Source organism: Mesorhizobium sp. B2-3-11, from assembly GCF_006442215.1.
GTDB classification, from domain to species: domain Bacteria; phylum Pseudomonadota; class Alphaproteobacteria; order Rhizobiales; family Rhizobiaceae; genus Mesorhizobium; species Mesorhizobium salmacidum.
This window is the reverse complement of the sequence record NZ_VFVS01000009.1, coordinates 26,092-48,756: the sequence shown is the minus strand read 5'-3', so window position 1 is coordinate 48,756 and position 22,665 is coordinate 26,092. Positions and strand designations below refer to the sequence as shown.

General features: G+C 62.2%; 21 protein-coding genes and 1 tRNA gene. 9 read left to right on the top strand and 13 right to left on the bottom strand.

Translation table 11 applies throughout. The features are described from left to right. Window positions 1-5: 5 nt before the first annotated feature. The 4 genes from FJ960_RS14285 to murA form a co-directional block, all read right to left on the bottom strand. Window positions 6-1,517 carry an ABC transporter substrate-binding protein gene (locus tag FJ960_RS14285; RefSeq protein ID WP_140714742.1) on the bottom strand — a complete coding sequence of 504 codons (1,512 nt, stop codon included), beginning with the start codon at window positions 1,515-1,517 and terminating at the stop codon, window positions 6-8. Between the two features lie 144 nt (window positions 1,518-1,661). Beyond that, the gene (gene murQ / locus FJ960_RS14280) at window positions 1,662-2,585 is read right to left on the bottom strand and encodes an N-acetylmuramic acid 6-phosphate etherase (protein ID WP_140505604.1); all 924 of its coding nucleotides are present in this window, start codon (window positions 2,583-2,585) and stop codon (window positions 1,662-1,664) included. Between the two features lie 159 nt (window positions 2,586-2,744). Further along, complete coding sequence (locus tag FJ960_RS14275) at window positions 2,745-3,626, bottom strand: N-acetylglucosamine kinase (protein WP_140714740.1); 882 nt, start codon at window positions 3,624-3,626, stop codon at window positions 2,745-2,747. Continuing rightward, window positions 3,623-4,879: a UDP-N-acetylglucosamine 1-carboxyvinyltransferase gene (gene murA, locus FJ960_RS14270; protein ID WP_140714738.1), complete on the bottom strand. Its 1,257-nt coding sequence runs from the start codon at window positions 4,877-4,879 to the stop codon at window positions 3,623-3,625. Before murA ends, FJ960_RS14275 begins: the two co-directional genes overlap by 4 nt. Before the next feature lie 154 nt (window positions 4,880-5,033). Between murA and FJ960_RS14265 the strand changes: the two genes are divergently transcribed. After that, window positions 5,034-5,894, top strand: a complete 861-nt coding sequence (locus FJ960_RS14265) for a MurR/RpiR family transcriptional regulator (RefSeq protein WP_140714736.1) — start codon at window positions 5,034-5,036, stop codon at window positions 5,892-5,894. A gap of 6 nt (window positions 5,895-5,900) precedes the next feature. Here the strand turns inward: FJ960_RS14265 and FJ960_RS14260 are convergent, their stop codons facing one another. The 3 genes from FJ960_RS14260 to FJ960_RS14250 all read right to left on the bottom strand — a co-directional run bounded on the left by FJ960_RS14260 (window position 5,901) and on the right by FJ960_RS14250 (window position 10,450). Then, window positions 5,901-7,256: a glutamine synthetase family protein gene (locus FJ960_RS14260; RefSeq protein ID WP_140714734.1), complete on the bottom strand. Its 1,356-nt coding sequence runs from the start codon at window positions 7,254-7,256 to the stop codon at window positions 5,901-5,903. A 247-nt stretch (window positions 7,257-7,503) separates the two neighbouring features. Further along, window positions 7,504-8,202, bottom strand: coding sequence for a GntR family transcriptional regulator (locus tag FJ960_RS14255; protein ID WP_140714732.1), 699 nt, complete (start codon window positions 8,200-8,202; stop codon window positions 7,504-7,506). A 202-nt stretch (window positions 8,203-8,404) separates the two neighbouring features. After that, entirely contained in the window at window positions 8,405-10,450 is a 2,046-nt protein-coding gene (locus FJ960_RS14250) for a N,N-dimethylformamidase beta subunit family domain-containing protein (protein ID WP_140714730.1), read from the bottom strand. A gap of 438 nt (window positions 10,451-10,888) precedes the next feature. Here FJ960_RS14250 and ftsZ point away from each other — a divergent pair, with 438 nt between their 5' ends. From ftsZ to FJ960_RS14235, 3 genes are all read left to right on the top strand, one after another. After that, the gene (gene ftsZ, locus FJ960_RS14245) at window positions 10,889-11,926 is read left to right on the top strand and encodes a cell division protein FtsZ (RefSeq protein ID WP_027142209.1); all 1,038 of its coding nucleotides are present in this window, start codon (window positions 10,889-10,891) and stop codon (window positions 11,924-11,926) included. A gap of 239 nt (window positions 11,927-12,165) precedes the next feature. After that, entirely contained in the window at window positions 12,166-13,092 is a 927-nt protein-coding gene (locus tag FJ960_RS14240) for a class I SAM-dependent methyltransferase (RefSeq protein WP_246672810.1), read from the top strand. Between the two features lie 120 nt (window positions 13,093-13,212). Beyond that, window positions 13,213-14,169 carry an alpha,alpha-trehalase gene (locus FJ960_RS14235; protein WP_246672808.1) on the top strand — a complete coding sequence of 319 codons (957 nt, stop codon included), beginning with the start codon at window positions 13,213-13,215 and terminating at the stop codon, window positions 14,167-14,169. A 29-nt stretch (window positions 14,170-14,198) separates the two neighbouring features. Here the strand turns inward: FJ960_RS14235 and FJ960_RS14230 are convergent, their stop codons facing one another. Both FJ960_RS14230 and FJ960_RS14225 read right to left on the bottom strand, forming a co-directional pair. Further along, a complete protein-coding gene (locus FJ960_RS14230) occupies window positions 14,199-14,924 on the bottom strand; it encodes an MgtC/SapB family protein (protein WP_140714728.1) in 726 nt (241 codons plus the stop codon). A gap of 203 nt (window positions 14,925-15,127) precedes the next feature. Further along, window positions 15,128-15,859, bottom strand: coding sequence for a hypothetical protein (locus tag FJ960_RS14225; RefSeq protein WP_140714726.1), 732 nt, complete (start codon window positions 15,857-15,859; stop codon window positions 15,128-15,130). Between the two features lie 26 nt (window positions 15,860-15,885). On the opposite strand from FJ960_RS14225, the gene FJ960_RS14220 reads away from it, so the two are divergent. Then, window positions 15,886-16,113 (top strand): hypothetical protein, encoded by a 228-nt coding sequence (locus tag FJ960_RS14220; RefSeq protein WP_140714724.1) that lies wholly within the window; start codon window positions 15,886-15,888, stop codon window positions 16,111-16,113. Here the strand turns inward: FJ960_RS14220 and FJ960_RS14215 are convergent. After that, entirely contained in the window at window positions 16,110-17,000 is an 891-nt protein-coding gene (locus tag FJ960_RS14215) for a DDE-type integrase/transposase/recombinase (protein ID WP_210243285.1), read from the bottom strand. The genes FJ960_RS14220 and FJ960_RS14215 overlap by 4 nt on opposite strands. A 110-nt stretch (window positions 17,001-17,110) precedes the next feature. Continuing rightward, window positions 17,111-17,187 (bottom strand) — tRNA-Ser (locus FJ960_RS14210). 265 nt (window positions 17,188-17,452) lie between these two features. On the opposite strand from FJ960_RS14210, the gene FJ960_RS14205 reads away from it, so the two are divergent. Next, window positions 17,453-18,427, top strand: coding sequence for a hypothetical protein (locus tag FJ960_RS14205; protein ID WP_140714720.1), 975 nt, complete (start codon window positions 17,453-17,455; stop codon window positions 18,425-18,427). Here FJ960_RS14205 and FJ960_RS14200 read toward each other — a convergent pair whose 3' ends face one another. Both FJ960_RS14200 and FJ960_RS14195 read right to left on the bottom strand, forming a co-directional pair. Continuing rightward, window positions 18,428-18,658: an RNA-binding protein gene (locus tag FJ960_RS14200; RefSeq protein ID WP_140714718.1), complete on the bottom strand. Its 231-nt coding sequence runs from the start codon at window positions 18,656-18,658 to the stop codon at window positions 18,428-18,430. Next, window positions 18,659-18,946 (bottom strand): hypothetical protein, encoded by a 288-nt coding sequence (locus tag FJ960_RS14195; RefSeq protein WP_140714716.1) that lies wholly within the window; start codon window positions 18,944-18,946, stop codon window positions 18,659-18,661. Between the two features lie 167 nt (window positions 18,947-19,113). On the opposite strand from FJ960_RS14195, the gene FJ960_RS14190 reads away from it, so the two are divergent. The 3 genes from FJ960_RS14190 (at window position 19,114) to FJ960_RS14180 (ending at window position 22,663) form a co-directional block, all read left to right on the top strand. After that, complete coding sequence (locus FJ960_RS14190; protein ID WP_027142217.1) at window positions 19,114-20,088, top strand: sugar-binding transcriptional regulator; 975 nt, start codon at window positions 19,114-19,116, stop codon at window positions 20,086-20,088. Window positions 20,089-20,133: 45 nt separating this feature from the next. After that, window positions 20,134-21,579, top strand: a complete 1,446-nt coding sequence (locus tag FJ960_RS14185; protein ID WP_027142218.1) for an extracellular solute-binding protein — start codon at window positions 20,134-20,136, stop codon at window positions 21,577-21,579. A 160-nt stretch (window positions 21,580-21,739) separates the two neighbouring features. Then, the gene (locus FJ960_RS14180; RefSeq protein WP_140505586.1) at window positions 21,740-22,663 is read left to right on the top strand and encodes a sugar ABC transporter permease; all 924 of its coding nucleotides are present in this window, start codon (window positions 21,740-21,742) and stop codon (window positions 22,661-22,663) included. The last annotated feature ends 2 nt before the right edge of the window (window positions 22,664-22,665 follow it).

Here is a 22,665-nt window from a genome sequence, read left to right as displayed (position 1 = left end):
CGGCGCTATTGGATGGTCACCTTGCTCAGGCTGAACAGCGTGCCGGTCGGCGTCGGCACAAAGCCGGCGATGTTCTTCTGCTGCGCCGTGTAGCTGTAGGATGTGTAGAGCCAGATCCACGGCGATACCTCGGCGAGGTGCTTCTCGAACGCCGCGAAGATCGTCTTGCGTTTGGCCGGGTCGGTCTCGGCGCGACCCTGCTGCATCAGGCTGTCGAGTGTATCGTCGATATAGTTCGCCACCTTCTGCAGATTGCCAGCCTTGGTCCAGTAGCGGTTGTACATGGTGTAGGGGTCGGCGCGGCCGCCGTTGAGCGCGATCGCCATGTCGAAATCGCCCTTCAGCCAGGCGTCGACATAGACGTTGAGCTCCATCATCTTGATGTCGAGCTTGACGCCGATCTCGGCGAGCTGCGACTGGATGACCTGGGCTTCCGCCGCCGCCGTCGGCGGCTCGCCGGTGGCGCCGATCACGGTCGCCGAAAAGCCGTCGGCAAAGCCGGCCTCGGCCATCAGCTTCTTGGCCTTTTCGACATCGCGCTTGTAGCAGAACAACTGGCTCGGATCGGTCGCCAGCGCCGGGATGGTCAGCGGCCCGGTGACCTTGCCTTCGCCCAGCGCGGCGGTGTCCAGCACCTCCTGCCGGTCGATGGCGCAGGAGATCGCCTGGCGCACCTTGAGCTCGGTCATCGGCTTGCGCGATGGGTTGAGCTGCAGCACGTTATAGGCAAGCACCGGTACACGGTTCAATTGCAGGTTGGCTTCTTTCGGCACCAGCGTGGCGACGAGCGGGTCGTTGAGCAGGGCGAAATCGATCTGCTTGGTGCGCATGGCGGCGAGGATCGCCGCCTCGTCGGGCAGCACGCTGATCTCGATGCCGTCGACGCCGGTCGCGCCGCCGGCCCAGTCCTTGTTGGCGCTCAGGACTTCCTTGGCGTTGGGGTCCCATTTGTCGAGCTTGAACGGGCCGGAACCGACCGTCTTCGTGCCGATCGATCCGGCCTTGATTTCAGCCGCCGGAACGATGGCCGCGTTGACGTCGCTCATCGCCGTCAGGATTGGCGCGTCGGGCTGCGAGAGGTGGAACACGACGGTCGCCGCATCAGGCGTGTCAATGCTGGCGATCGACAGGAAGTTGGCGCGGGCGGCGGCACCCGTCTTCTCGTCGAGGATGCGCTCGAACGACGCCTTGACGTCGGCGGAGGTTACCGCCGTGCCGTCCTGGAATTTCGCCTTGGGATCGAGCTTGAAGGTCAGCTCCTTGCCGTCTTTCGAGAATTCCCAGGAGGTGGCGATAGCGGGGATGATCTGCAGGCTGGCGTCGAGCCGCACCAGCGGCTCGTAGATGAGCTCCAAAAGCCGCAGCGACGAGAACGCCGTCTGCTTGTGCGGGTCAAGCCCGGTGGCGTCCTGCGACCAGGCCATGTGCAATGTCGCCGCCTGCGCCGAAACCGTGGCGATGCCGAGCATCGCGGCAAGGGTGATGCCCGAAAGCAGCCTTCCTGTAAGATGAACCATTCTCGTCTCCCATTATTGAACTCGATGCCTTGCAGTTTCCGCGGGCCGCTTCCAAGGCACACATGCTTTGGAGTATCGGCCCAGTCTATGCGGCTTGACGCCGTCTTGTCTAAAGCGGCTTCAGCCGTCTTGTCTAAAGCGGCCTCAGGCCGCTTCGTCGCTGATCGCCTTTCGCAGGAACCCTCCGGCCTTGGCCAAAGCGGCCCGCGCCGCTTCGACGTCGAGGCCGGTGATGGTGACCAGGATCGCCAGCTTGACGTCATTGCCGGTCCGGTCGAGCGCCTGCCGCGCCTGCGGCGCGGTGCAGCCGGTCGCCTGCATGACGATCCTGATCGCCCGGACGACCAGCTTCCTGTTCGACGGGTTCAGGTCGACCATCAGGTTCTGGTAGCTCTTGCCGATGCGGATCATCGAAGCCGTGGTCAGCATGTTGAGCACCAGCTTCTGTGCTGTTCCCGATTTCAGCCGCGTCGAGCCGGTGAGCACCTCCGGACCGACGACCGGCGAGATGGCGATCTCGGCGATGCCGGCAATGGCCGAGGCCGGATTGCAGGACAGCGCGACGGTCGTCGCGCCGATCTTCTTGGCATAGGTCAGCCCGCCGATCACATAAGGCGTGCGCCCGCTGACCGCGATGCCGACCACCACGTCGTCAGGTGTGAGCGTGATGTCCTGCAAGGCCTTGGCGCCCATCTTCGGGTCATCCTCGGCGCCTTCCGTTGAGCGCACCAGGGCGTCGGACCCACCGGCGATCAGGCCGACCACCATGCCTTCGGGCACGCCGAATGTGGGCGGGCACTCCGAAGCGTCGAGCACGCCAAGCCTGCCGCTGGTGCCGGCGCCGATATAGACAAGCCGCGCGCCTTTCTGGAAGGCGAGCACGATCCGATCCACCGCGGTGGCGATTTCCGGCAGCACCTTTTCGACGGCCGCCGGGACAAGCCTGTCCTCGTCATTGATCCTGCGCAGCACGTCGATGGTCGGCAGCAAGTCGATGTCGACGGTCCCTGGATTCCGGCCTTCGGAAACCAGCCGGTCCAGCTCAGACATCAACCGTTGCTCGGTCATCCCAATGCTTTCAAAAAATCTGCTGCGCGGTCCGGCATGGCTCGACCGGCGGTGCAACAGACCGTGGTCCGTCACCGCAGGTTCTCCTGTTAACTTTTTAGAATTTGATATTCACATCGTCAATAGAAATTTGGAATATTTTATTCCTACTCTTGCCACCTATCCCTTGCATGCCGATTTCTTGGCAAGAATGATCGCTCCGGACACGGCGTCGCCGTCCGCGGGTTTCAGGCGGCGCCGGACGTCGGGGGAAAGCCAGGGCTCGAGCGGGCTGGCAAGGCCGCCCAGCAGGGTCACGCGCGGCGCACCTTTTTCGAACAGCACCCGCACCAGCGTGTCGATCTGCTCGGCGGCGCTTTGCACGATGCGGCGTCCGGCGGGGTCGCCTTGGTCGGCATGCCGCATCACCATGGGTGCAAGTGCGGCATAGTCCGTGGCGCTAGCGCGGTCCATCCAGGCGACGGCCTCCATCGGGTCGCCGGCGAAGCGCTGCATGAGTTCCGCCAGCAGCGCCGTCCGTTCGTGGCGGCCGTCATGGGCGCGCAGCGCCAGTTGCACGGCTTTCAGTCCGAGGTCGGCGCCGCTGCCCTCGTCGGAGATCGGAAATCCATAGCCGCCGGCGCGCAGGTCGCGGCCCTCGACAAAGCCAAGGCCGATCGAGCCGGTCCCGGCGATGACGATGGCGCCGTCCTGGCCCGAATGCGCGCCAAGGCAGGCGCCGACACCGTCGCTGACGAAGTCGATGCTGGCAAAGGGATGCGCGATTGCCCGCAGCGCCTCCAGCGCGCCTTTGCGGCCGATGCCGGCAAGGCCGATGCCGGCATGGATGCGGACGGTCTCGGCGGGCGCGAAACCTGCTTCATCGATCGCCGCGCCGTAGGCTTTGGCAATGGAGCCCCATGCTGCCTCGATGCCGAGCCGCGTCGTCGCCGGGCCGGACAGGCCTTGTCCCAGCACCATGCCTTGCGCGTCCTCGAGACGGGCGCGGCAACCGGTGCCGCCGCCATCGACGCCGAGAAAATAATCCGCGTCGGTATTCATGCGCCCAGCCGCTCGATGTCGGCGCCGCACAGGCGCAGCTTGCGGTCCAGTTGCTCGTAGCCGCGGTCGAGGTGATAGACCCGGTTGATGATGGTCTCGCCTTCGCTGACCAGCGCCGCCAGCACCAGCGACACCGAAGCGCGCAGGTCGGTGGCCATCACTTGCGCCCCGTGCAGTTTCTCGCCGCCGCGCACCAGCGCCATGGTGCCTTGCAGCTTGATGTTGGCGCCGAGCCGCATCAGTTCGGGTACATGCATGAAGCGGTTCTCGAAGATGGTTTCGCGCAGCAGCGAGGCGCCCTGCGCGCAGCACATCAGCGCCATGAACTGCGCCTGCAGGTCGGTCGGGAACCCCGGATAGGGTTCCGTGGTGAGGTCGGCTGCCTTGAGCGGCCGGTCGCGCGAGACGATCAGTCCCCGGTCGCCCGGCCAGACGCTGACGCCGGTCGCCTCCAGCAATTGCACCACCGAGGCCATGTGTTCGAGCCGGGCATGCGTCAGCTCAAGCTGGCCGCCGGTGATGGCGGCGGCGATGGCATAGGTGCCCGCCTCGATCCGGTCCGGGATGATGTCGTGGCTGGCGGCGCGCCAGTTGGTGTCGCCCGCGATCAGGATGCGGTGCGTGCCTGCGCCCTCGATGCGCGCGCCCATGGCGCTGAGGCAAGCGGCGAGGTCAGCCACTTCCGGTTCGCGCGCCGCGTTGAGGATTTCGGTTTCGGCCTTGGCCGTGGTCGCCGCCATGATGGCGGTTTCCGTCGCCCCGACCGATGGCGACGGGAGCACGATGCGGGTGCCGGTCAATCCGTTCGGCGCCGAGGCGACGATCAGGCCGTTCTCTATGGCGATCCTGGCGCCCAGCGCGGCGAGTGCGGTGACATGCATGTCGACCGGCCGCGCGCCGATCGCGCAGCCGCCTGGCAGCGAAACCCGGGCATGGCCGAACCGCGCCAGCAACGGCGCCAGGACGAGCACCGTCGCCCGCATCTTCCGAACCGTGTCGTAGGACGTCTCCTTGGAAACGGCGGCACTGGTGTTAATGATCGCGGCATGGGCGGACCGGGTGATTTCGGCGCCGTGAAGCCGCACCACGCCGAGCATGTTTTCGACGTCGGTCACATCGGGCAGGTTGGTCAGTTCGAGCGGGTAGGGGCTGAGCAGCGCAGCCGCGATCTGCGGCAAAGCGGCATTCTTGGCGCCTGATATGGTGACCGCGCCTTGCAGTCTCTGTCCGCCGACGATCCGCAATCTATCCATGGCTGAAACCTTGAGGGTCACCCCGGCGACCTGCCTGGGAATCCCGGGCGGTGGCCCGGGTCGAGCTGAGAATTAATTCTGCGTTCTTGGCTGTCAATCAAAATTGGAATAATTTATTCCTCGTCTTGCAGGTCTGAAGAGCGAGGGGATTTCCGTGTCTATCTTAAGCAGGATCAATGCCAAGCTCGACGGCATGGCGCCCGGCGATCGCGAGATCGGCCGTTACATCGTCGACAACCCCGACCAGATGCTGCGGCTGTCGACGGCCGCACTTGCGGCCGAGATCGGCCGCAGTCAGTCGAGCGTGGTCAAGTTCAGCCAGAAGCTCGGCTATGCCAGCTATCAGGAACTCAAGCTCGCCGTCAGCGAGGCCAAGGCGCAGGATTGGCAGGTGCCGGCCGGCGTCATCCACGGTTCGATCGAGGTCGGCGATGGCTTTCCGGTCATCTTGAAGAAGCTGATCGGCAGCAAGCTGCTGTCGATGCAGCAGACCGTCGCCGCCAACAGCGAGCGCATCATCTCCAGGACGCTGGAACTGCTGGATGGCGCGCGGCGCATCCATCTGGTTGGCGTCGGCGCTTCCTCGCTGGTGGCGCGCGATTTCTCCTACAAGCTGATGAAGCTCGGCCGCAATGTGCTGCATGACAGCGACAGCCACATCCAGATGGCCAACGCCTCGACGCTCGGGCCTGACGATGTGCTGTTCGCGCTCTCCTATTCCGGCGCCAGCATCGAAACCTTGCGCATCGCCGAGCTTGCAGCCAAGCGCGGCACGACGGTGATCGCCGTCACCGGCTTGCATGAAAATCCGCTGAGCCGGGTCGCCGACATTCGCCTCTACACCATCGCCGACGAGGAGCGCGCGCGCTCCTCCTCCATCACGGCGCGCGACGCGCAACTGACGCTGACCGACCTTTTGTTCATCCTGCTGGTACAGAAGCAGCCGGATGCCAACGACTATGTCCACAACAGCGAGGCGGCGGTCACTGTACTGAAGGCTGAGCGGTCGACGTAAAGGGCCTCAGACGCTTTCGAGATAGGTCTCGATCTCGAAATCGCTGACATTCAGGGCAAACGTATTCAATTCCTGGCGTTTGCAGGCGATGAAGGAGTCGCGCAGGATCGCCGGGAAGATCTCCGCCACATGCGTCCCGCCTTCAAAGGTCGCGATCGCCGACGCCCAGTCCGGTGGCAGCTTGGCCGGGGCAACGCCTTGCCCGTCCTTCCCCGCCGGCTCGCCCGGTGACATCTGCTTCTCGATACCGATCAGTGCCGCGCCCAGGATGGCGGCAAGCACCAGGTATGGGTTGGCGTCGGCTCCCGAGACGCGATGTTCGATGCGGCGCGCGCCGGTCGGGCCGCCGGGGATGCGGATCGCGACCATGCGGTTCTCGTACCCCCAGGCGACCGCGGTCGGCGCGTAGGATCGTGGGCGCAGCCTCCGGTAGGAATTGAAGTGCGGCGCGAACACCAGCGTGCTTTCGGCCATCGCCGCCAGCAGCCCGCCGACCGCATGACGCATGATGTCGGAGCCCTGGTCGGTGCCGTCGTCGAACACGTTGCGCCCTTCGCCGTCGACCAGGCTGAAATGGACATGGAAGCCGTTGCCGGCGCGGTCGCCATAGGGCTTGGCCATGAAGCAGGCGGCAAAGCCGTGCTTGCGGGCAATGCCCTTTACCGTGCGCTTGAACAACACCGCATCGTCGGCCGCCCGCAAAGCGTCGGCGACATGGTTCAGGTTGATCTCGAACTGGCCGACGCCGTTTTCGGCGATGGCCGTGTCGACGGGAATGCCTTGTGCGCGGCAGGCTTCGTAGATGTCATGGATGAAGGCTTCGAAATCGTCGATCTCGTCGATCGACAGCGCCGCGTCGGAATCGAGACGCCGCCCGGTGACCGGTGAGACTGGTCCGACAGGCCGCTGCGATTGCGGATCGACCAGGTAGAATTCGAGTTCGGTCGCCGCGACCGGAGTGAGGCCGAGCGCCTTGTAGCGATCGAGGATGCGGGCCAGTGCCCGCCGGGGGTCGCCGAGATAGGGTGCACCGCTTTCGTCGGCGAGCCAGAGCGGGACGAGCGCCGTCGGATGCGCCGTCCATTCCACCGGCAGAATGCCGCGTCCCGTCCATTGGCAAAGCCCATCGGCATCGCCGGTCGAGAAGACCAGGCTGTTGCCTTCGATGTCCTCGCCCCAGACATCGAGCCCGATCAGCGAATAGGGCATGCGCAGCTTGCCTTCCAGCGCCTTGCGGGCCTGCTCGACCGGTATGCGCTTTCCCCGCATGATGCCGTTGAGGTCGCACACCGCGGCCCTCAGGCTCTGGATGTCGCTTCGGCTTTCAAGCCAATTCAAAACGTCCGCAATTGCATCGCTCAATTTCCGTTACCTCTGGTTCCCTGCGGGGCCGCGCCTGAGGCGGCCACCCTATTTCACGACAAGACAGCTGATGAGTTCATGAAGGCATCTCCGACATCAGTCGGAAGAGTTTTCTTCATTTTTTCAAATCATTAGCCGGGATGTCGGGAGGCATTTCAGGAACCAATTGCGCGATTTGCGATCGCAACATAGCGACAAGGCAGGGCAAAGCCAAGGGGCATCTGGTGACGGATCCAGGAACGTCGGCCTAGCTCCTCGCTTCCGGGAACATACCCTGCCGCAGGATGTGCGCGGCGCCCTCGTCGATATCGCGAACGATGGCCGCCCGCGCTCGCGCGCAGTCCTGTGCCTCGATCGCCGCGACCGCTTCCTCATGATAGTCGATGTCCAGAATGGAGGAGAGGTCGTCCTCGAACCCCGTGGCGAGGTTTCTAAGAAACGGGCCGACCTGCATCCATACCGTCTCGATCAGGAAGATCATCTGCTCGTTGCCGCAATGGCGATAGATCGAGAATTTGAAGTCGTGGTTCTTCCTGAGATAGTCGCCGATATCGCCCTTGCGGGCCGCCAGGGTCAATTCGGTGCAATGGCGTCGGATCGCCCGCAGATTGTTGCCGTTGATGAGTTTCGTCGCGAGCTCGGTCGCCGGGCCTTCGAGGAGCGTACGCACGGCGGTCAACTGCGAGAACCGCTCGGCCGAGATCACCGGCACCTCGACGCTGCCGTTCGGCATCGGGCTCAGCGCCCGCAATGCCTGCAGCCGCATGAAGGCACTGCGCACCGGCATGTCGCTGGTGCCCAGTTCCCTGGCGAGCTTGCGCGAGGTCAGCTTCTGGCCGGGCAGGAATTGGCCCGACATCAAGGCCCGCACGAGCTCCAGATAGACCTTCTCATGCAGAGGAACGGTATCGAGGGCGGTCAAACCGAAATGTGTTCTGTCGGCCATTGGCGAGGGCGCTGCTTCATCCGTTCTGAAAATGACCTGACGACACGCGCCGCGGACAAACTTTGGGCTAGGCACGGCGGAAACACCCGGGCCGCCGATTGATCAGGCATGATAGACGCTTCGATCGTTGCGCGGCAAGCCAACTGCTGGAGCCGGCGCGGTGCCGCGGGCGCCTGCCTTTCCGGGGCTATCGATCCGGGGTCTACCGGCTCGTTTTCGCTGCCAGATGCGCCAGCAAATTCTTGGTGATCCGGCCGACGTCGTTCATGGCATCGCCCGTCGGCAAGGCGCCGCACCAGGCGACGGAACTCGCGCAGAAGATCAGGCCGCCCGAAGGCAGATGGCGCAGCGTCATCTCCGCGCAGCGGCGCCCGTCGCGCTCGCTGTCACCTCCCTCGTACCAGCGGGTGGCGTCATGGACGAAGCTGTCCGGGAAACCGGTCGCGCGCGCAATGACCATGGTCTCGGGGGATGTGCCCAGATGCGGATCCGTGGCATCGACCTCGTAGCCGGCGGCGCCTCCGAGCACGATGCCATCGTCGCCGAAGGTCTCGCTGGTGACGCCGTCGAACAGCCACGCGGCCGAGGGTTGACGACTTTCCGGCGTGCGCGTGAAAGGCCGCGCGCCGTCGAACCCCATCAGCGAGATGGCGACGCCGGTCAGCGAGAACTCGCCGCGCCCGCTGGCGCGCAGATAGCCGCCCGGCTGGTTGGTGATCGACAGTGACTGTTCGGCGATGGCGCCGTCCCAGGTCCGGCCCGCCTCGAGCGGCGAGCGGCGCAGTTCCATCAGATCGTCGTGGAACGCGACCTTGCCGGCAAAGCCGTTGCCACCGAAATAGGCGATGCTGCCGCCCGCCGCCGCGAACTGGCGCAGCGCATGCTCCATCTCGATCGACATGTATTCGGGATGGCTGCCGGTGATGACCGCCCGGTAATCTCTGAGGCCGGCAAGGCCCCGCTCATGCAGGTCGCGGTCGGTGATGAGATCGAAGGCAATGCCATTGCTGTGGCAGAAGCGCAGAAAATGCAGGTCGACCGGCAGATTGTGCGGACAGCCGCACAGCGGATAATTGTAGTCGTCGCGCAGCGTCGCCTTCGGCTTCCTGGTGGAACAGATCGACACGCCGCTGAGGTCGTTGTGGTAGTCGTAGAGCGACTTCAGGTTATTATCGATCGCGAAGCTGTGGCCGCGATCCTCGCACCTCCATTCGTAGAGATGCGCCGGCAGGAATTCATCCGCGTAGGCGAGGTAGGTGGCCGTCGGCACCAGGAACACCAGTGGCGCGCGGCGTGCCGACGAAGTGATGAAGAAGACGATATGCTCCGATCCTTGGTCGTGACCGACCTCGAAGGCATAGACCCCGGGCGGCGCCGCGGCGGGAATCTGCAATTGGCAGGAGGCGGGCCACTGCAACGCGCCCATGTCGTCGTCGTGGCAATGCACGGCGTCATAATGCGACGGCACCAGGCGGGGGTCGAAACTCGACCCATCCCAGCGCCGCGAGGTCATGCAGAAGGCGGGCTGGTTGATCGTTTCCAGGAAGAGGACGCGACCGGTGCCTGTCGAGGCGAGCGGACCGCTCGGCAGCAGGGTCGGAAACGTCCAGGCGACACGACCAGCCGCGGTTTGCAGCGAGATCGCAGAGAACTTCGCGTTGAGCGACCTGACATCGTTTGCCATGCTGGTGCCGAAGACCATGTCACCAGGCAGGGGCCGCCACGGCAGGTCGAATCCGTGATCCAGGTGAAACGGCGACAGGAGATCGTCCGAGTCGATCCGCAGCACGGTCGCGCCGTCGTTCGACGAAATCTCGACCTTGAGCCAGGTGTTTGCCGGCAAGGCTACGCCGCTATCGAGCGACTTGCCGTCGAGGCCAGATGTCAGCCGCCCGTCCTGCAAGCCGAGGCGCAGGTTGCCGCTCTCGAACAGCACGCGGGCGCCATCATTGCGGGTCAAGTACACTTCGAAGGCGACGCCTCCGATCTCGGTGGCCTTGGCCAGTTCGGTCGCCGCAACCCGGAGGAAGGATCCATGATCGAAGTCACGATGCGATACGGCACCTCCTGTCGGCTCGACGCGCCAGTTCATCGGCTCGGCCCCGGGTGTGTCGAGCCGCACGATCCTGATGTCGCGTACCTGCCGCGACGACGAGACATGAAGGCCGACCGATGTTCCGGCCGCCGTATGCCAGGGAACGGTATAGCCAGAGACGGCCATGGCGCCGTGATCGACGGGGCGTTTCATCGCCGCAAAAGTCCGTGCCGCGATCCCGGCGGCCGCAATCTCATGGATGGCAAACTGGACAATTCTTTCATACCTTTTTGGGTTCTGGAGGGGGTATATACACCATCGGCTTTGATTGGTGACGAAGTCCGCAGAGATCTCGCCCTGGCGATCGAAGCATCGGCAAAGGCGGGTTCTGCCCAGCCGTCTCCAGGCATCTGTCGTGATGCCTGATCTGCGACGACACTATCGCGATCACCCAGGACCGGTCGGTCGCGTGGGTTCGGCCTCTTCATCACAAATCTTGACCTTCCCGCACTTGCACGTCCGGCCGCTCTCTGGCTTTTTGGGGTATCCATCCGAACGGACTGATTCGCGTCATGCCGCTCGATTGCAATGTCTACGGGCAGTCTGCTTGTGGGCCGTGAAGCGCACGCAGCTGGCGAAGGAGAAGCAGGCATGGCCGAGTTCAAGAAGCCGGAAATCTCCGAGATGAGACCCAAGATCACCGTGATCGGCGTCGGCGGCGGTGGCGGCAACGCGATCAACAACATGATCGTCGAACAGCTTCAGGGAACCGAGTTCATTGCCGCCAACACCGATGCCCAGGCGCTGACCATGTCGAAGGCGACGCGGCTGATCCAGCTTGGCGCGCACGTCACGGAAGGGCTTGGCGCCGGCTCGTTGCCCGAGATCGGCCGTGCCGCTGCCGAAGAATCGCTCGACGAGATCATGGATCATCTGGCCGGCACCCACATGTGCTTCGTCACTGCCGGCATGGGCGGCGGCACCGGAACCGGTGCGGCCCCGATCATCGCCCAGGCGGCGCGTAAGGCCGGCATCCTGACGGTCGGCGTCGTCACCAAGCCGTTCACCTTCGAGGGCCGGCGCCGCATGCAGATGGCCGAAGAGGGCATCGAGCGGCTGCGCGAGGCCGCCGACACCGTGATCGTGATCCCCAACCAGAACCTGTTCCGCATCGCCGACGCCAAGACCACCTTCGCCGATGCCTTCGTCATCGCCGACCGGGTGCTCTATTCCGGCGTCAGCTGCATCACCGACCTCATCGTCAAGGAAGGCCTGATCAATCTTGACTTCGCCGACGTCAAATCGGTGATGCGTGGCATGGGCCGCGCCATGATGGGAACCGGCGAGGCGTCCGGCGACGGCCGGGCGATGAAGGCGGCGGAAGCCGCGATCGCCAACCCGCTGCTCGACGAAATGTCCATGAAGGGTGCCAAGGGCGTGCTGGTCTCGATCTCGGGCGGCAGGGACATGACACTGTTCGAGGTCGACGAGGCGGCCACGCGCATCCGCGAGGAAGTCTACGAGGATGCCGACATCATCGTCGGCGCCATCTTCGACAAGAGCATGGAAGGCCGCTTCAGGGTCTCGGTGGTGGCGACGGGGCTCGATCGTTCGCTCGGCGAGGGTGATGCCGATCCCGGCATCGCGCGCGACCACGCCGGCCAACCGCCACAGCGGACGCTGCAGTAGGCTTGCTTGATCAGGATTGATTGGGCCCGGGACTAATTTAAGTCGGTCCGGCTGCTTTGCGCGGCCATTCTCAGGCTTGCCGCATGGCGACCGCCTGTAGCTTCGTCTCGACCGTGTCTTGGCTGAAGCCGCGCCATGCAGATGGCGGGTTCGTTCGAATCCGTTTCTAGAGCACGTCCGTCTAATCAGGATCACATTCGCTATGCGTCTGGCAGGCCTCTCATGGCGACGACAACGGGTTGGTTGCCATCAGAATTCGCGTCTGTTTACCTGAGCCAGCTATCGAGGTCCGATATTGTCGGCGATTCGCGGAGGGGAACATCAGTACCGGCAAAAATTCAACATCGACCGGCCATGAAGCGAGTGACGCAAGCTGGCTCGATCTTCATTTCGAGTCATCACGGCCGGAATACGAAGACGCACTTACCCAAGTTGGAATGCAACGTGGCTGGGACGTGCTCGATGCGGGATGCGGGGGCGGAAGCTTCCTTCCGCTCATCTGCGAGCTGATTGGCTCCAACGGGTCCGTGACAGCTCTTGATCTTGCGCCTGAGAATATTCAACGCGCCGAGGACTTGACTAAGGATGTCCCGGATCGGCCGAAGGTGCGCACCCGCGTCGGCAGCATTCTGTCGCTTCCTTTCAACCATGCTTCCTTCGATTGCGTGTGGTCCGCCAATGTTATGCAATATCTCACGCCGGCGGAATTTCAGCAGGCCACGGATGAGGTAAGACGCGTATTGAAGCCCGGCGGCATCCTCGCCGTAAAGGACTTCGATTCGACGCTTCTGCAGATGCTGCCTATGGATCACGGGGTATTTACCCGCTTCATGACGGCGCGATTGCAGACGTTCCGCGACAAGGGAGTGCTTGGCACCGATTGTGGTTCCTCGCTTCCCGGACTTTTGCGGGATGCAGGGATGGAGATCGTCTGGCGCAAAGGCTGGCTCGTTGAACGGTGGGCCCCTGCTGGCGAGCACACGCGCGATTATGTACGCGACTTAATCTCCTATTTCACGACTGCAGCGCCGGATTACGGCCTCCCTGAGAGCGATCAGCATTATTGGAAGGAACTGGCAGCAAATCCAGGGAGTCTGCTTGATCAGCCTGATTTCTGCTATCGCGAATTCTTCGTTCTGACGGTTTGCAGGAACGCGGCAATCTAAGAGCATGTCCGTTTTTTAATCAGGGTCATCTCCTGCAGCTGAATAGGGAATCCCAATCCCGATTCCGGTCGCCCGACCGCCACGTCGGGCATTACCCAGCCAGCCGTCGCAGGCTTTGCCGTGCGGCGCCTGTTCGACCGCGCCAAGGACAGAAAATTGGCCGCCGAGCGGGCCCGCGCGCTGCTGCCGAAGATCGATGCCTGGCATCGCTGGTTCTACGAAGACCGCGACCCCAAGAGTGAGGGGCTGGTCGCCATCATCCACCCCTGGGAATCCGGTCGCGACAATTCCATCGATTGGGACGATGCCTTCGAGCGCGTGCCGACCGAAGGCGTCGAGCCCTACACTCGTCGTGATACCTTGCATGCCGATCCGGCACATCGCCCGACCAAGGCGCAGTACGATCGTTATCTCTGGCTGGTGCAGCATTTTCGCGGGCTCGGTTGGGACAACGCGAGACTGCACGATGCCTCACCTTTCCAGATTGTCGATCCCGGCTTCAACGCCATCCTGATCCGCGCCGCCACCGACCTTGCCGATCTTGCCGAAGCGCTTGGCGAGACGGCGATCGCCAAGGCCAACCGCGCCCGCGCGCAAAAGGGCCTGGCGGCCATGGAGCGGCTGTGGAGCGACGCGCACGGCCAATACCTCTGTCTCGACCGTGTCGCCGGCACGCTGGTCGACAGCGCTTCGGTTGGTGGCATCCTGCCGGCCTTTGCCGCGATCCCGAAAGACCGCGCCGCTGCAGTCGCCGCGACCGTCGAACGCCTTGCCGGCACCGCGTTTTACGTCGTGCCGTCACATGATCCCGGTGATCCGCGCTTCGACGCCAAGCGTTACTGGCGCGGCCCGGTCTGGCTGGTGGTCAACTACATGATCGCCGACGGCCTTGCCGCCGCCGGCCACGGTCAGGTCGCACAGCGCATCACGCAATCCAGCCTCGACTTGATCCGGGAGAGCGGATTTGCCGAATACTACGACCCGCTGACCGGTAAGCCGCTCGGCGGCGGCCGTTTCACCTGGACGGCGGCGATGGTGATCGAGTTTTTGCGTGATGCGCAAGCGGGTGGTGCCTAAGCATGTCGGGGCGGGAACGCTTCGTCTCTTCAGGACGCCTTTTCGCCGACTAGATCAAATCGCTCGATCTCGCATTCGCGGCTGATCAGCGTCAGGATTTCCGTTGAAGGTTCGGTCGCATCGGACTGTCTCCATGCGAGATTGAACGAGTACACGAAGCGGTCGCGGCTGATGTCATGCTCCATCTTGGCAAGGCGTGCGCCATAGCCGAGCGGCCGCACCATCTCCTGCAGGTCGGGCGGTGAACTTTTTGGCCAGGAAACCGACAGGATCGCATGGTGGTCGCGCGGAACCTTGAGGTCCACCCATTTCAACACCTGAAGCGTCAGCAGCGTCAGCACTGTTGCAATTGCCGCAAGACCGAACTGCCCGCCGCCAAAGGCAAGCCCGATCATCGTCATGATCCACATGGTGGCCGCGGTGGTGACGCCGGTCACGAGGTCGCCGCGCCGCAGGATGGCGCCGCCGCCGATGAAGCCGACGCCGGTCAGCACGCCGAGCGGCAGACGCAGCACGTCCATGCGGGCGAAGAAATCCATTCCCTTGCCCGTCGTGTCAAGCAGCAAGTTGGCCTGGATCATCGCAACAGCGGCCGCAAGGCCGACCAGGATGGTCGTCCGAAGCCCGGCGGTGTGGCCGCGCGCTTGCCGGTTGAGGCCAATGAGGAAACCAGCCAGCACCACAAGCAGCAGCCGTGCGACAAGATCGGGCCATGTCGGATGAAGCGGCATATCGCAGCAAAGCGGCTCGAACATCGTTCTGTCAGGCGGCGCCGGCGCTCCGCCTCTCCTGGTTCTCGGCACCGCTCGGCGCCGATGTTCCTTGTGGCTCGCCGGCGCGCCGCGACTTCGGGCCGTCGATGTAAGAACCTCTTCACCCTCCCGAAGTTCCCGCTGGCCAACCGCCACGCCGATTTGAAAGGTGGCGCTTGGGTAGTGTCTCAGTTTGAAATTTGAAATCAGAAAACGGCGTTGGCCGGCGGCTTGATGTTGTCCCAGCGTTCCGAGATCGCGACACAGGCCGCCTGCATGTTCTTGTATCGGCTGACGCTGTCGGTAGGCGCGGGATAGGTTTGGCCGGTGTACATGTCGAGTGTGACGCAAAGCTTTCCTTCAGGCTCTGCGCCAGCCTCCACAGCGGTCTCACCAAGATAGCCTAGCAAGAAGGCAGACTGCCACGCCCCGACTTCAGGCTTTAGGGCTTTGCCTTTGGAGTAGCGAAAGACGCCAGCGCCTATCTTGATCTTATTGGTCTTGGTCACCCGACGAAGGCGAAATTGAAGATCGGCTCCAATCTTGACGCCGCCGATCTCGATTTTCTGAGATTGCCCGGGCGCCAAAATCTCGGCCTTGTCTGGCATTTCCACGACGTGAACGACCTTGGCGAAACGATCGAGATAGTCCGCATTGTGATCGAACACGTCGCGGTCAAAATCCGAGTCGGCCATTCGGTCGCGAAGCTTCTTGGCTGCGACAGTAAGGTGATCGATGGCGGGATTCTCAGACCGAAAAAATTTCGATATCGTCTGCTTCGCTTCGTCATGTTGCACGACGCGCGCGATAGCTTGGTACTTGCTGGCGGTGAGAATGTTTCGCTTTCCGATCTCGCTGGCTGCCATGTAGTCCGCCAAGTACCGGGCAGAGATTTGCGGAGTTTTAACCAGTCGGTGGGTCTTCTTTAAATCGGGCATCGATTCTAACTCCGGGGAGAAAGAACATGGACGAGTTTTATTTCAGTGTAAATATTGATGCCAACAGAACGCTCTGTCTTGCACCTTTAACTGACCGTCGCCTCGCAATGGCCGGCCAAGAACTCGCTGATACCAGCGGCTATTTTCTATTTGAGCAACACGGCGAAGGCGATTTCGCGAAAGTTGAAATCCTGGCTCACGTCGTTTCAGACGATGCCGTTTCTCGGCTCCGCTGCCAGTTCAACATGTCCTAGGCAGCGACAGCCTTTTTGTAAGGGCCGCGCTTGCCCGGCTTCGGGGCAACGGCGTCCATCTTCTCGCAAACGTCTTCCATCGACCAAAGCGTCTGCGATACGCCAGCCGCCATTGCCGGCGTCATTTTCAGCGTCTTGTGCATTTTGATGAAGTTGTACCAGACGGTATATAGCGCGACCATGTGGACGTGATTTTCGAACTTCTTTGAGAACGCATTGGTGAGGCGCGTGAAGCGGCGCATCTGCATCCGCATGGTGAGGTTCTGGCGCTCAACGTGTGACGTGCTGACGTGCGCCAGATCGGGAGAGCCTTCAATCCGGGTCTTGACCGCGCCAGTGCAGACTGCGGGGCTGTAGCGGCGTTCCTGTGGCACTGCCTTGCCTTCCGGCTCGCCATACTGCTTCACGAGCATGGCGTAATCGATGTCGGCTCCAAAGGCTTCCTCGACCGCATTGAGATAGGCGCGGTGACCATCGGTCGTAAGCTGGGCGCGATTGGCAAGACGCTCCTTAACGTCATCCATGAAGGCAAGCGCATATTCGCCGTCGCGACCGCCGACCAGCCACGAAATGATAAGCTTGCTGTCGCTGTCCAGAGCGGTCCATGTCCATGTGTCGCCAGCGCCATCAACCGGCTTTTTCATGCCCGCGACGTTCTTCTGTTTCGCGCCGGTAAAGCTCCAAATTTCGTCGCACTGAACGCGCTTGGATTTCACGTTGCGGACTTCGCGGTCGTGCAGATCGGCGCAGAATTTGCCGGCATCGACAAGCAGCTTGGAAACCGTGTTGATCGACACATCGGCAATGCGCGAGATCGAACGCATCGAAGAACCCTCGCAGAGCATCGACAGGATTTGGACGCGGGTCTTGAGGGGCAGCTTGTTCATGCCCCTAATATCTGAACTTTTATGCTTAGTGTCAAGCATTTAATTTCATGTCAATCATTGATTCACTTCCGGCTGCCACTATGTTAAGGGTGGCAGCCGTAGTGAATGGGTGGCGCGACCGGCTGGACTTGAACCAGCGACCTGAGCCTTTCGAGGGACCCGCTCTATCCAACTGAGCTACGGACGCGAAGCGGCTGGCCTTTCAGCCAACCGCTCTGTCGCCGACCTAAAGCCGCTACCTTTCCTTGCTGGGCCGGGTAGCGGCTTTTCTATTTGGGCTGGCCCCGATCAGCGGTCGGCTTCATGCCGGGGCCAGAAACTCTTCTCTTCATCGTCGCCTCCGATTCTGTGACGGCCAGTATTTTCCAGCCTTGGACAAAATGCAAGGGCAGCCCTAGACATTTTAGCAATTATGTCTAAATTGCCACCTGTCACCCACTTTGGAGGCAGAGATGTCAGAAGCGCCAGAAGCCCAAAAACCTACCAAGCCTAAGTCGGGCCGCAGCCCAGCATACCCTGTGCTGACGATTGACAAGGCGATCAGCCAGGCAAACGCGCTTAGGAAGCAAGAGGGCGACTACGCCGCGCCTCTGACCTCGGCCTTTGCTGCGTGGGGCTATGGCGCAAAAAGTAGCGGCGGAAGGCAGACACTCGCCACTCTAAAATACTACGGCCTTATAGACATCGCGGGTGAGAACGACGCGCGCAAGGTGAAGGTGAGCGACGCGGCAAGGAAAATCTTACTCGATGAGCGTGAGGACCAGACCGAGAAAAAGGTCCGCATCCGTGAAGCCGCGCTCAAGCCGGCAGCGCACCAAATTCTGTTCAATGAATACCCGACAGGCCTAGCCTCGGATGGCACAGTGCGCCATTTTCTAATTTTCGATCACGGCTTCAATACCGAAGCCGCCAACGAACTTATCTCTCAATTTCGGCAGACAGCCTCTTTTGCTGGAATATACGAGCCTCAAAAATCAGCGGCAGAACCGGCTACTTTGGTAGACAAATTTGCGATCGGGGACTATGTTAATTGTGAAATCGACGGTCAGCTACAATGGGGTCTTCCATGGCGCATCGTCGAGAGCCAGAAACATACCGATGGCGAGGTTTATTATCGCGTTCAAGGTACCGGGTCTGACGAAGCGCGTGAAGGATGGATCCCAATGAGCCAAGCTGTAGCCGCCGAAGCGCCGAAAGATTTGCCGCGCGTGATTCCTGCCGGCAACTTTCCACCGCCACCGCCGGCTGGCACTAAACCTAAGGTCCGCACGGCCCAAGAGGGAATGCGAGAGGACAAGGCTTCTCTGGATGAGGGAGAAGTCATCCTCCAATGGCCGGAAACGTTGTCCGCTGATAGCGTCCGCGATTTTGAGTACTGGGTAGATGGCATTATCCGGCGCGCCAAGCGCCGGGCCGGGATAGAATAGCTATTTCTTCCAGCGGCTCTCTGCCGCCCTCTTCGCAATCTCGGCGCGCCGCTCCGGCGTCATGTTCTCGGCGCGCTTCTTCCCGCCCTTGGCCCCTAGCGCCTTGGCAGCAGGGTCTTTGCCATCGTCGATAACGTCGTCGTTTTCCTCGCCTGTCGCAATGCGCATGACGCGGACGGCGTTGCCGATCACGTCGGCGGGGCGCTTCTGGCCTTTAGGTCCGGTGGGCATTTATTCGCCCCAATCAATTGTGATGGTTACGCCGCCTCTAAGGTCGATTTCATTGAGAAGGTGCTGGTCGCGTCTCGATTTGAGGCTCCCGCTACCGATGCTGGCCATGTAGCCGAGATTGCTTGCCACAGTGCCGTCACGTAGGCCCCATTCCGTCTCGCCTTGGTGGCCGTCAGCGTAGGTCCAGGTTTGCTTGCCAACCGGCACCCGATGCAACCGATCGTACTTGGCCAACTGTTTAGCGCGCCGCACAAATTCGGCCTTCGATGCGAATGAAATTGTTTCCATGCCCAAGCTCCATGCTTTCCGCTAAGCATATAGGGGTTCGGGCCGATATGGGAAATGCATATTGCATTCCGTCAAATTTCAAACTGAGACACTACCGGCGCTTGACTTCGGTTCCGGCATGTGAAAAATTTTGCAGCAACTGATAAAAATATCACCGGGACGGAAACGTGGTTGGTTTTGGAAACGGCCTTTCGCGGGACGATGACGCCAGCATGGCGGCGCGCGCCGCGTGGCTTCATTACGCCGGCGGCCTGACCCAGTCCGAGGTCGCCAAGCGGCTGGGGCTGACCAGCCTCAAGGCCCACCGCCTCATCACCAAGGCCAACCAGGAAGGGCTGGTGAAGGTCTATATCGACGGCGAAGTGTCGGAATGCGTCGAGCTCGAGGACGAATTGTCCCGCCGCTACGGCCTCGATTATTGCGAGGTGGTCCCGGATTTCGATTCCGAGGATCTGCCGCTCAAGGCGCTCGGCATTGCCGGGGCGCAGTTCCTCAAGCGCGAGATCGAACGAGGCGAGCAGGCGCTGATCGGCGTCGGCCATGGTCGCACGCTCGCGGCTTGCGTGGAGTACCTGCCGCGCACCACCACCGACCGGATCCGTTTCGTCTCGCTGCTCGGCGGCCTGACACGGAAGTTCTCGGCCAACCCGCATGACGTCATTCACCGTCTCGCCGAGCGCACCGGAGCCGAAGCCTATGTGATGCCGGTGCCGATGTTCGCCAACACGGCGGAGGACCGCATCGTGCTGCTGGGCCAGAAGGGCATCAGCGAGGTCTTCGATCTCGCCAGATCCGCCGACCTGCTGTTGGCCGGCGTCGGTACCGCCGAGCGCGAGGCTTCGCTGGTTGCCACCGGCATGATCGAGAAAGGCGAGATGGAGGAGATCCGCCGCAATGGCGGCGTCGGCGAATTGCTCGGCCATTTCTTCGACGACGCCGGCAAGGCGGTCGCGACCACCGTTTCCAACCGGGCGCTGGCGTTGGCGCGCGAGGATATCGCCAGCCGCCGGATCGTCGCTGTCGCCGGTGGCAAGATCAAGGTTCGCGCCATCAAGTCGGTGCTGGAGGGGCGCTATTTGAAAGGCCTGATAACAGACGAGCGGACGGCGCGATCGCTCGTGGAAGAGACGCCGGTCGGGTAGCCGGCAACGGTTCAGTTGAAACTACCCTGTGGAGGAGAAGACCAAATGCATGAGAAAGAGAAAGACCTCATAGACGCCTTCCTGCGCGGACAAGTCGACCGTCGCGGATTGATCAAGGGCCTTGGGGCGATGGGCCTCGCCGCCGGCACCGCCGGCACGCTGCTCAACCTGGGCCAGACCCGCGCGCTTGCCGCGGACTTCGACTGGCAGGCGCATAAGGGCAAGACCATCAAGCTCTTGCTCAACAAGCATCCATATGCCGACGCCATGATCGCCAATCTTGAGAATTTCAAGAAACTGACCGGCATGAACGTCGTCTACGACGTATTCCCTGAAGACGTCTATTTCGACAAGGTGACGGCCGCATTGTCGGCGAGCTCGCCCGAATATGATGCCTTCATGACCGGCGCGTACATGACCTGGACCTATGGCCCAGCCGGCTGGATCACCGACCTCAACGAATGGATCAAGGATCCGGCCAAGACCAACCCGAACTATGCCTGGGACGACTTCCTGCCAGGCGTCAGGAATTCCTGCGCCTGGAACGGCAAGCCGGGCGGAGCTCTGGGATCGGAAGATGCCAAGCAATGGTGCATTCCGTGGGGGTTCGAGCAGAACAACATCACCTACAACAAGGCGATGTTCGACAAGGCGGGCGTCAAGGTCCCCGGCAATATGGACGAGATGGTGGCCGCTGCCGCCAAGCTCACCAAGGATGTCGGCGGCGGCGTCTACGGCATTGGTGTGCGCGGCTCGCGCTCCTGGGCGACCATCCATCCGGGATTCCTGTCGGCTTACGCCAATTTCGACCAGAAGGACCTGAATGTGTCGGCCGACGGCAAATTGTCGGCCGCCATGAACACCGCCCAGTCCAAGGCTTTCCACAAGCAGTGGGTGCAGATGATCCAGGAGAGCGGCCCGAAGGACTGGTCGACCTACACCTGGTACCAGGTGGGCACCGATCTGGGCGCCGGCGCCTCGGCGATGATCTTCGACGCCGATATCCTCGGTTACTTCATGAATGGTGGCGACAACAAGATGGCCGGCAAGCTTGCCTTCGCCGCCTTCAAGGCGAATCCGGAGGCCAAGGCACCGACGCCGAACATCTGGATCTGGTCGCTGTCGATGTCCAACTTCTCCAAGGACAAGGACGCCACATGGTACTTCATGCAATGGGCCTCCGGACCCGAGCATGCGCTGTTCGGCGCCACCAAGATGGATTTCGTCAACCCGGTCCGGCAGTCGGTCTGGAAGGATGAAGCTTTCCGCGAGAAGCTGAACAAGAGCTATCCGGGCTATGTCGAGATGTTCGACGCCTCGGCACCCGGCGCCTCGATCAAGTTCACGGCGCAGCCGCTTTTCTTCGATCTCACCACCGAATGGGCGGCGACGCTGCAGAAGATGGTGTCCAAGGAAGTGCCGGTCGACGAAGGTCTCGACAAGCTGGCCGAGAGCATCAATGGCCAGCTCAAGGAAGCCGGTCTCGGTTAAGTCGCAACGAGGGCCGGCCTGCTTGGCGGGTCGGCCCTCGTCATACCTTTTCATGTTTGCGATGCGGTGCCGAAAGGTGACCGCTATTTCGCCCGACCGGCCGCCTTGCTCCCTTGGGCGGCCGGCAGGGGCGAAGCGACAGCAACAACGGAGCAGCTCGATGACTGCGGTGGTATCGCAAAGGCTCAAGCCATCCGGCTTCAGGATCAGCAAGCGGGTGCTGCCCTATGTGCTCAGCCTGCCGGCCCTGCTGGTCTGCATCGGCATCCTGATCCCGTTCCTGACCTCGGTCGTTTACTCGTTCCAGCGCTACCGGCTGAGCCAGCCCTGGGCGCGGCAGTTCAACTGGGGCGACAACTACATCTCCTTCTTCACCGATCCGAAATTCTGGAACACGCTGAAAGTCTCGCTGCTCTATGCCGGCACCACCGTCGTGCTGGAACTGCTTTTGGGCCTTGCCATCGCCTTGCTGCTGCAGAAGCGCTCGACGCTGAACAACTTCATCTCGATCATGCTCCTGATGCCGCTGATGACGGCGCCGGCGCTGGCAGCGCTGATGTGGAAGCTGATGACCAATCCCGGCTTCGGCGTGCTGAGCTATCTCGCCAGCCTCATCGGGCTGCAGGATTTCCGCTGGGCCTCGTCGCCGTCGACGGCGCTGTTGACCGTCGTGCTGGTCGACATCTGGGTCTACACGCCTTTCATCATGATCCTGCTGCTTGCCGGCCTGCGCAGCCTGCCGACGCAGCCCTTCGAGGCGGCGGCACTCGACGGCGTGCCGCGGAGCTTCGTCTTCTTCCGCATCACGTTGCCGATGCTGACACCCTACATCCTGACGGCGACGCTGTTCCGCCTGCTCGATTCCATCCAGCAGTTCGATATCATCTACGCGATGACGCAAGGCGGCCCGGGCGACACGCTGACCGTCTTCCAGGTCGAGGCCTATCTCAACTTCTTCCAGTCGACCAATGTCGGCCGCTCGGCGGCGCTGATGATCATCCTGTGGGCGATCACCTATTTCCTCTCCAACATCTTCATCAAGAACTGGCTCAGGCTGCGCGAACGCGCCCGCGGCCAGGCATAGGA